General features: G+C 64.2%; 5 protein-coding genes. 2 read left to right on the top strand and 3 right to left on the bottom strand.

Annotation, left to right across the window (positions count from 1 at the left end; translation table 11 throughout):
- The first annotated feature begins 338 nt into the window (after nucleotides 1-338).
- Nucleotides 339-1,037, top strand: coding sequence for a pirin family protein (locus TSO352_RS05265; protein WP_109106270.1), 699 nt, complete (start codon nucleotides 339-341; stop codon nucleotides 1,035-1,037).
- Between the two features lie 34 nt (nucleotides 1,038-1,071).
- Here TSO352_RS05265 and TSO352_RS05260 read toward each other — a convergent pair whose 3' ends face one another.
- The 3 genes from TSO352_RS05260 to TSO352_RS05250 all read right to left on the bottom strand — a co-directional run bounded on the left by TSO352_RS05260 (nucleotide 1,072) and on the right by TSO352_RS05250 (nucleotide 3,883).
- A complete protein-coding gene (locus TSO352_RS05260) occupies nucleotides 1,072-2,040 on the bottom strand; it encodes a TIGR01620 family protein (protein WP_247871906.1) in 969 nt (322 codons plus the stop codon).
- Nucleotides 2,041-2,084: 44 nt separating this feature from the next.
- Nucleotides 2,085-3,479: a YcjX family protein gene (locus TSO352_RS05255; protein WP_109106268.1), complete on the bottom strand. Its 1,395-nt coding sequence runs from the start codon at nucleotides 3,477-3,479 to the stop codon at nucleotides 2,085-2,087.
- 71 nt (nucleotides 3,480-3,550) lie between these two features.
- Nucleotides 3,551-3,883, bottom strand: a complete 333-nt coding sequence (locus TSO352_RS05250) for a hypothetical protein (RefSeq protein WP_109106267.1) — start codon at nucleotides 3,881-3,883, stop codon at nucleotides 3,551-3,553.
- A 191-nt stretch (nucleotides 3,884-4,074) separates the two neighbouring features.
- Between TSO352_RS05250 and TSO352_RS32895 the strand changes: the two genes are divergently transcribed.
- Complete coding sequence (locus tag TSO352_RS32895) at nucleotides 4,075-8,037, top strand: ATP-binding protein (RefSeq protein WP_146210714.1); 3,963 nt, start codon at nucleotides 4,075-4,077, stop codon at nucleotides 8,035-8,037.
- The last annotated feature ends 435 nt before the right edge of the window (nucleotides 8,038-8,472 follow it).

The following is an 8,472-nucleotide window of genomic DNA, read 5'->3' as shown; positions in this document are numbered from 1 at the left end:
GGTGGGGGCGGGCGTGGGGGCGGGCATCGGGGCGTTCCTTCGTGACGATCCAACGGCGTCCGCTCGCCTTCGCTGGACGACGCCCGGCCGGGCGCGCGAAGGGTCGCAAGGCCGCGCTCGGCCCCCCTTATACACCGCTGCGGGACGGAGACAACCGGAAGCGGCGCGGCCGATTGTCGTGACGGCGACGGCCGGCCACCCTCCCCGGCCATCCCCGACATTGTCGCATCGTGGGGAACAATCATGTGCAAAGCCCTTTGATTGTTCCCCAGCGAATCTGTGCCACATTCTCCCTCAGACAACGACACGACACCCCAACGACACCGGAGGGTTCCACCATGATCACCATTCGCCATCGTGACGAGCGCGGCGTCGCCGACATGGGCTGGCTGAACAGCCACCACAGCTTCTCGTTCGGCCACTACATGGACCCGAACCACATGGGCTTCCGCGCGCTACGTGTCATCAACGAGGACCGCGTGATCCCCGGCGCCGGCTTCCCCACCCACGGCCACGCCAACATGGAGATCATCTCCTACGTGCTGAAGGGCGCGCTGGAGCACAAGGACAGCATCGGCACCGGTTCGATCATCCGTCCCGGCGAGGTGCAGCGCATGAGCGCCGGCCGCGGCATCCGCCACAGCGAGTACAACGCGTCGGACAAGGACCCGGTGCATTTCCTGCAGATCTGGATCCTGCCGGAAGCCCACGGCCTCGCCCCCGGCTACGAGCAGGCCGATTTCCCCGCCGCGGAGAAGCGGGGCACGCTGAAGCTGGTCGGGTCGCGCGACGGGCGGGAGGGCAGTGTCACCATCCACCAGGACGTCGACCTCTACGCCGCCCTGCTGGAGGGGGACGAGAGCGCCCGTCTGGCCCTGCGCCCCGGCCGCCACGCCTGGGTTCAGGTCGCCCGCGGTCAGGTCCACGTCAACGGCCAGCTGCTGAAGGAGGGCGACGGTGCCGCGCTGAGCGACGAGGAGGCGGTGACGCTCGACCGCGCCGACGAGGCCGAGGTGCTGGTCTTCGACCTCGCCTGAGGAAATGGGCCTGACGACACCGGCCGCCCCGGCCCTACAGCACCTGCTTGGGCAGCGACAGCAGCTCCTTGCGGATGCGGTTCAGGCTGGGGCGGTTGTCGGGGCCGAAGGCGATGGGGCGGCACAGGTGCATGGCAGTCAGCCCGACCCGCGCGGTCAGCAGGCCGTTGATCACCCCCTGCCCCATCCGGGTCGAGATCGCCGCGGCGAGCGAGCCGCCCAGCGCCTCCACCGCGACATGGTGGGCGCTCTCCGCCACCCCGGCCACCGCGATGTTGGCGAGCATCCGGCGCAGCAGCCGCAGCGATCCGACATAGCCCGGCCGGGCGCCGTACAGCGCCGCGATCTCCCGCACCAGCTTCAAATTGCGCCACAGCACCACCGCGAGGTCCAGCACCGCCGCCGGGCTCAGCGCCGTCGCCACCGCGGTGTCGCGCGCGGCGCGCAGCACCCGCTGGTAGGCGGCGCGGTCGAGCGGCGCCAGCACCTCGCGGTCGAGCAGCCGCACCACCTCATGCTCGTCATGGGCGTCGGTCACATGGTCGCGGACGCTGGCGAGCGCCGGCGCCAGCTCCGGCCGGTCGGCGTACAGCGCCACCAGCGACCCGGCGAAGCGGTCGGCCCGGCCGTCCGGCGGTGCCAGCTCCAGCCGCCCGGCCTCCACCCGCAGCTCCTCGATCCGGCGCAGGCGGCGCAGCGACAGCAGCTCGTTGACCAGCATCGCCAGCGCCGCCACCCCGGCGGTCGCCGCCAGCAGCGCCACCAGCAGCCCGAGCGCCAGACTGGTGGCAAAGGCGCGCGCCAGCAAATCGGCGGTGTCGAAGCCCAGCGCCACCAGCACCAGCGCCGCCACCGCCCCGGCCAGCCAGCGCCCCAGCCGGCGCGTCCGCCGCACCGGCGTCGCCGGCACCGGCAGCAGGTCGGCGGCGTCGCCCGACCCGGACAGCAGCGCCGCCTCCTCCTCCGCCGGCAGCGGGGCCGCCCGCTCGGGGTCGAGTTCCATCGGCGGCACCCAGCCGCCGGCGGAAGATTGATCGTGGCGCCCGCTCACTGCAGATGATCCCCCAGCAGGAACTGCAGCGCCTGATCGACGCGGATGTGCGGCAGGCCGCGCGGGTCGCGCCCCAGATCGTCGGGCGGGCGGAAGGGCAGGAAGTTGTAGGGGCGGTCGCGGCCGGGCGGGAACGCCTCGGCGTCGCCGGGGATCTCGCCGGGGAACAGCACGGTCGGCCGGTCGCGCCCGACCGGCACGCCGCGGACGCAGCGCAGTTGCCGGCCCTCATGCTCGGTCACCACGCTCTCGGTGCATTTCAGCGCGGCGATGGCCATGGTCTCCACCGCCGCCCCTTCGAAGCGGATGCCGTTGCGCGCGTCGGCGACCAGCCGGTCGAGCAGGCCGCGCAACTGCGCGTGCTGGTGCGCGGCGATGTGGTCGGCCTTGGTCGCGGCGAACAGCACGCGGTCGATCTTGCTGCCGAACAGCCAGTCGAGCCAGCCCGACGCGCCGTGGCGGAACGGCTCCAGGCTCAGCTCCAGGGCGCGTTTCATGTCGGCCATGCCGGCCGGCCCGGCGTTCAGCGCGCCCAGCACGTCGATCAGCACGATCTGGCGGTCGAGCCGGGCGAAATGCTCGGCGAAGAAGCGGCGGACGACGTTCGTCTTGTACGCCTCGTACCGCTCCTCCATCAGCGCCCACAGGCTGCCGCGCCCCCGTCCCCCCGCGCCCCCGCCGCCGTGCAGCGGGCAGAAGGTCAGCAGCGGCGCGTCCTTCATGTCGCCCGGCTCGACAAAACGGCCGGGCTGGATCAGGCTGAGCAGCGTGTCGGCGCGGCGGCAGGCGTGGAGATAGTCGGTGTAGAGCGCCGCCCCGCGCCGCGCCGTCTCCTCCTCCGCCGACGCGTTCGGATCGATGGTGGCGAGCCAGCCGCGCCAGGAGGCCGACAGTTTGTCGCGCGGCGGCCGTCCGGCGAGGTCGAGCGTCAGCGCGCTCCACTCCGCGAAGCTCTGGCGCAGCAGCGGCAGGTCGAGCAGCCATTCGCCGGGGTAATCGACGATGTCGAGGTTCAGCGTCGCCACCGGCTGCACTGCGCGTTTCAGCGCCGAGTCCGGCCGGTAGCGCAGCGACACCCGCAACTGGCCGATGCCGCGCGTCGGCTCCGGCCAATGGGGTGCCGGGCCGGTCAGGGCGGCGAGGTGGCCTTCCAGGTCGAAGCGCGGCACGTCGGGGTCGGGCTGCGGTTGCAACCGCGCCGCCTGGAACCGGCCGGAGGACACGACGTCGAGGAAGGGCAGCCGCCCGGCCTTCAGCAGGTTGTCGACCAGCGCCGTGACGAAGACGGTCTTGCCGGCCCGCCGCAGCCCGGTGACGCCCAGACGGACATTGCTTTCCAGCAGAAGCCGGCTTCCGGCGTCATACAGGCTGTCGAGAGTGGGAATGCGCACGGACGGTCGTTACCCCTGGCCGAGAACCGCCCCCTATATAGGACCGCCGCCGCCCGATGCGAGGGGGCCGATCAGCGCACCCCCGCCGTCAACCCGCTCTCCTTCAATGCGCTCTGGGCCACCGGCACCACCGTGCGGGAGAGTTCGGTGGAGGTCATCCAGTTGGGATGCTCCCGCGATTCGCACGACGCCGACCGCAACCGCACGACCAGCTCCGCCGTCAGCGGCCGGTCCCAGGTGAAGACGAAACACCGCTCCCCCGCCGGCCCGCGCATCTCGCCCTCCATCTCCGCGGCGTAATTGCCGTTCAGACTGCCGACGTTCAGCGGCGCCGGACCGGTCGCCGAACACCCGGACAGCGCGATCCCGACCGACACGACACACCCCGCAACCACCACCCGCATTCGTACCCTCCGGTCTTGTTTTCGCTGAGATTCGGGGGCAAATGCGGCAGCTTTGCGGTGTGTGGGGGTGGCGGGTTTGCGCCAATTGCGGTCGTCTCATGGTGGCAGCCATAGTGACTCTCGACGATCTTGAAATGCGACTCTATCCTTCGGTTTGCACCCGGTACGAGTGTAGGAGAAGGATAAAAGAAATGCAGGGGGATGCAGGGGGGCGTAGCAAGCGCCGCCAAGCGGGGGGCGCAGCAACAGGCGGCGGCATGAACTTTCAGGCAGCGACGACAGCCATCGCCAACGTTTACATGGCGCGCGGCCGACCACTGCTGTGGCTGAACGGTCTTGTTGACGACACGCCGATAGCCGTCGACGCCGAAACCGGCGGTGCGGGAGACGATATCCGCCTGCTTCTCAAGGATACGCGAACCGTTGAAGTCCAAGCCAAAAAGGGATTGCAAAAGGGTCTCGAACTATGGGAGGCGTTACTTAAGATCTCCGCCGCGGTGTCAAGGGGAGCCGCAGATTTCGGTGTTTTGCTTGTATCGCCGACCAGCAGCAGGACCATAACTCATTCTTTGGCAGTAGATATCGTGAGGATCGGTGACGGTCGTACCGATGACCTCTCCAGTATCGCCGTCGAATTTCTAGATAAATTGGCTGCAGCCTGTATCAATGCACAAGATGCCTGTGCACGATTACGCATCCAAACGGTGCCTGCACTAGCAGTGGATCAGGCAGCAGTACTCGCTGCGCGGGCTGAACTCGCGCATCTCTGTGCGGATGAAACGCAGATCGGCGGCGCTTGGAACGCGCTTTATACGGATGCCGCAAAGCTGATCGAGCACCGCGGGCGACGTGACGTTGCGGCAGTGTTACGCCTTCTCGTAGCAGAACAGATCATGCTTTCCACGTCGACCGGCTCTGCGCCGGCTCTTCTGCTGGCTAAGCTTTCGCACTGGACGCTGACAACGCACGCAACCTTCACCATCTTCGGCATCAACACTCCGCTCAGCATTAACGACGCTTGGATTCCGCTAACAGCCACCGTTCGCGACGAGCCCGAAGTCGACGCCGCCAGCCTAGAAGATGCGCTGCATCGTTATCAGAGTTGGGAGACGCGCTCAGCGCCACGCGATGCGCGATCAGTTGACCCTGAGACTCTCGGACGGTTCGTCACTAAGACGGTGCTGGTCGCGGGTCCCGGTATGGGCAAGACTACTTTGCTCAAACGCATCGCCCGGCGTTACAGCGAGGATAACATCCCACTGCTCCGCGTCCGGTTGTCCGCAGTAGCTGCTCGCATGCGGGATGGCGCCACCTTCGAGGAGGCGGTGTTCCACCTTGGCCTCGGCGGGAGTGGCATCACCGTCGCCGACGCACAGAATGCCAGATTCCCAAATTGGACCTTGTTATGCGATGGCCTCGACGAGTGCGGCAGGCTTCAGGAGGAGGTTGCAGAGGGGGTTGCCTGCTTTGCTGCTGGTCACCCGGACAGTCGCATTCTGGTCACGACTCGGCCGATTGGCTACCGTGCTGCACACTTCAGGGAATGGCGACATTATGACCTTCCCGCACTCGACACGTTGGCAGTGTGCGCGAATGCTGCTGGGTTGATTGAGGCAATTGCTCCGCTTGACTCTGAGCTTCACGTGAACGCCTGGGACATCTGTCAACGCGAATTCCATGACAAGATCCCGGCGACAATTGTTGGCCGCACGCCACTGCTGCTTGGCTTGAGTGTGGCAATCATAGTTCGCGGCAAGAACCTCGGTACAACGCGTGAGCGTCTGTTTGAGCAAATCTTTGAATTAATTGATGAAGCCCCGAACATGCGCATCCCAGAACCGCCAGCCCCTGCCACACTGTTGCGCCGCTTCCTCGACATCCTTGGGTGGCATATCACTGGACAACCACTCGACTCCATCTGGAACACGCTTAAACGGTGCGCCGATGACCTCGCCAACGATACCGGCGCCAGACCCTTTGCCGCGGCGGCCGACGCTGAGCGCTATCTGCGCTACTGGCAGGATGTGGGCATGATCGAACGCGTTGGCTTGGGGGAGCGACAAACACTCGCATTTATCCACAAGAGTTTTGGAGAATTTGCAGCGGCGCGCTACCAGCGGGCACTTTCGCCCATAGACCAAGCCCAAGCAGTGACAAGCACGCTCGACGCGCCGGCCTGGAACGAGGTCATACGCTTAACCGGCTTGATGGGCATGGCCGATGTAATCGTCAGCCAATTGCTTATAAGATCAGACGAAGCGACCGATGCTAAACGAATGGTTTTGGCGGCTGAGCTGATGGCTGAAGCAACCCCGCCTCCGAATCCAGAGTTGCGTGGCAAGATCATTGATCAGTCGTTCGCGATCATCACCGGCAACCGGCGCCAGCAAGCGTTCAACATCGGCATGCCACTCGTCACGGCCGCGAAGCGCTTTCCCGATGAAGTAGGCCCGACCGCTGCCCGTCACCTTGGCTCTGAAAATCCATGGACCCGCCTCATCGCCTGGGCTTGCTCAGTTGCCGCCGGCCCCGAACACTATGACCTCGACGAGTTGATCGCGACACTACGCGAGAGCGTTGAAACCTTGGAGCCGGGCTTTCGCCAATCGCTTAGCGGCGGCATGATGCTGGCGGGCGATGCTGGTCGCCACATTGCAGAATCCCTTGTGTTCGATGCCTGCGGCGAAATCATTGATCGTGCCCCTGCGGAAGTGGGAGACTCACTTCTCCCAGAGATCCTTAACCACGACAATCTTGGCAGCCTGAAATTCCGCACAAAAGTGACCGAGTTGGTACGCCGCAAAGGGCGGCACTATCCAGTCCACGGTCCGGAATGGTCCGGGCGCTCACTTTTCGACGATCGGAGATATTTCGAAGCTAGAAAATTCAAGTACAACGCGATCTTCGATGCACTCGATTTAGACACGGCACCAGCCCCCTGCGATGATCAGAGACCGCGCGTTCTTTTACACATGAGTGCTTTCATTGAGGCCAGCCAATTAAATAATATTCCCGTGAGCGATGTTTGGGTTTGGACCCGGCCGTATGATCGCGACGCAACACGGGCGGTGCTGCGCGGCTTGATCGCCGTCAGCGGACTTGATCGAGACAAGCTGCGTGAGGAGGCCGTATATGCCAAGCGCTATCTGGACACCGAAGCAGCAGCTAATGAGGACAGCTTTCTCTTCAAGATCACCACTCAAGTTGATCCGCCACCGGTTGACTGGAAGCGTGCGAAAGCGCTCGGGCTTGACGCCGGGCTGATTGAGGCTGCGGTCGCGCACCCATCAGAATGGATCAAATGGGCAGCCACAAATCTGTTGCTGGCTATGCTTGATCCAAAGGCGCTGGAAGACACCGCCCGCCGTCTGCTCGACACGGGCAAAGCGCTGACATTATGGGCAGCCTGCGGGCTGGCCGCTGAGCTTGATCGCAATTGCGCTCTGGCGCTGGTGCTTGATCGCCTGGCCAAGCCGCTGGTGCCAGGGTGCAGGCATTTGTTCGATCTGCTGAGGACTTTAAATCCAGCTTGGTCCCCAGAGCTTGAAACGGCGGTCTATGCTGGGTTATTCGCAACAGACGTTAACACCGCCACCGCCACGGCAACCCTGCTAGCTGACATGGCCGGGTCGGCACTACCGCAACTCGTGCCCTTGCTCGAACAAGCACATGCGCATTGGGTGGTTCACGAAGAACCTTATCCGACCAAGGGTGGAGTTATACCCACCAGTCCGCGCGCCAAGATCATTGAAGCGCTGCATAAAATTCGTCCAGCGCTATATCAAGAGATCAAAGGCTACTTGGCCGACCCGCGCTCTGAGATACGCGATTTTGGCGCAGTGACACTCGCTAAGCGACTGCAGCAACCTGCTGGTGAGCGTTTGCAATTCCTCAGCGAAATTGGGAAGGGTGAATTGTCCAGTTATGTTCTCAGTAAGGTTCTAAGAGAAGGGATTCCCCTCAATCCCATAGAGCTTTCTTCTGCTGAGAAGCTACTATTGAGCGAACGTGGGAGTGTGCGCTATAGTGCAATGACACTGCTAACTGATCAGTATCTAGATTGCGATCGCATCCGAATCCATGCCAGCGCGCTGACGCGTGATAACGAGCAGGAAATCAGGGACCGGGCGTACGCTATTCTTGACAAGCACTGAAATAGGAAGAATTTAGGCATACTGGAACATTGCACTACTTCCTGGCACAAAGTACTCATAGGCCATGGTCTGCTTCTGGCGCTTTGCGGTCGCGAGCAAAGGTCCGCTTTGGGTCAGAAGCGGACGCTTGAAAGTGTCGCAAAGCAGAGGAAAGCAACGCAAGTGTGCTCTCAATGCCAGTGACGATCCGCTGCACAGCCAGCACCACTCGGCAGACCGGCAGTCAGCGTTCTTCCTCTCCGGGAGGTTTGTCCTTGCTCCCATTTTGGGACGAAGCGGACGGACGCCATGCGGACCATAACCCGCAAAGCGCTTCGCACACATTGGGAGTTTGCCCGTCGCGTTTGCCCCACCCGGCCGGCGAGTGATAGGACTATAGGCCCATCAACGTCCGAAGACCGGTCATGCTCTCCCGTCCGCGCCCATCCGTTCCGC

This window comes from Azospirillum sp. TSO35-2, assembly GCF_003116095.1.
Lineage (GTDB): Bacteria > Pseudomonadota > Alphaproteobacteria > Azospirillales > Azospirillaceae > Azospirillum.
This window is presented reverse-complemented; position numbering and strand designations above follow the sequence as displayed.

Bases quoted from the DNA above. Each gene is read 5' to 3' on its own strand.
- TSO352_RS05265 (WP_109106270.1), top strand. From the start codon at position 339: ATGATCACCATTCGCCATCGTGACGAGCGCGGCGTCGCCGACATGGGC.
- TSO352_RS32895 (WP_146210714.1), top strand. From the start codon at position 4,075: ATGCAGGGGGATGCAGGGGGGCGTAGCAAGCGCCGCCAAGCGGGGGGC.
- TSO352_RS05250 (WP_109106267.1), bottom strand. From the start codon at position 3,883: ATGCGGGTGGTGGTTGCGGGGTGTGTCGTGTCGGTCGGGATCGCGCTG.
- TSO352_RS05260 (WP_247871906.1), bottom strand. From the start codon at position 2,040: ATGGAACTCGACCCCGAGCGGGCGGCCCCGCTGCCGGCGGAGGAGGAG.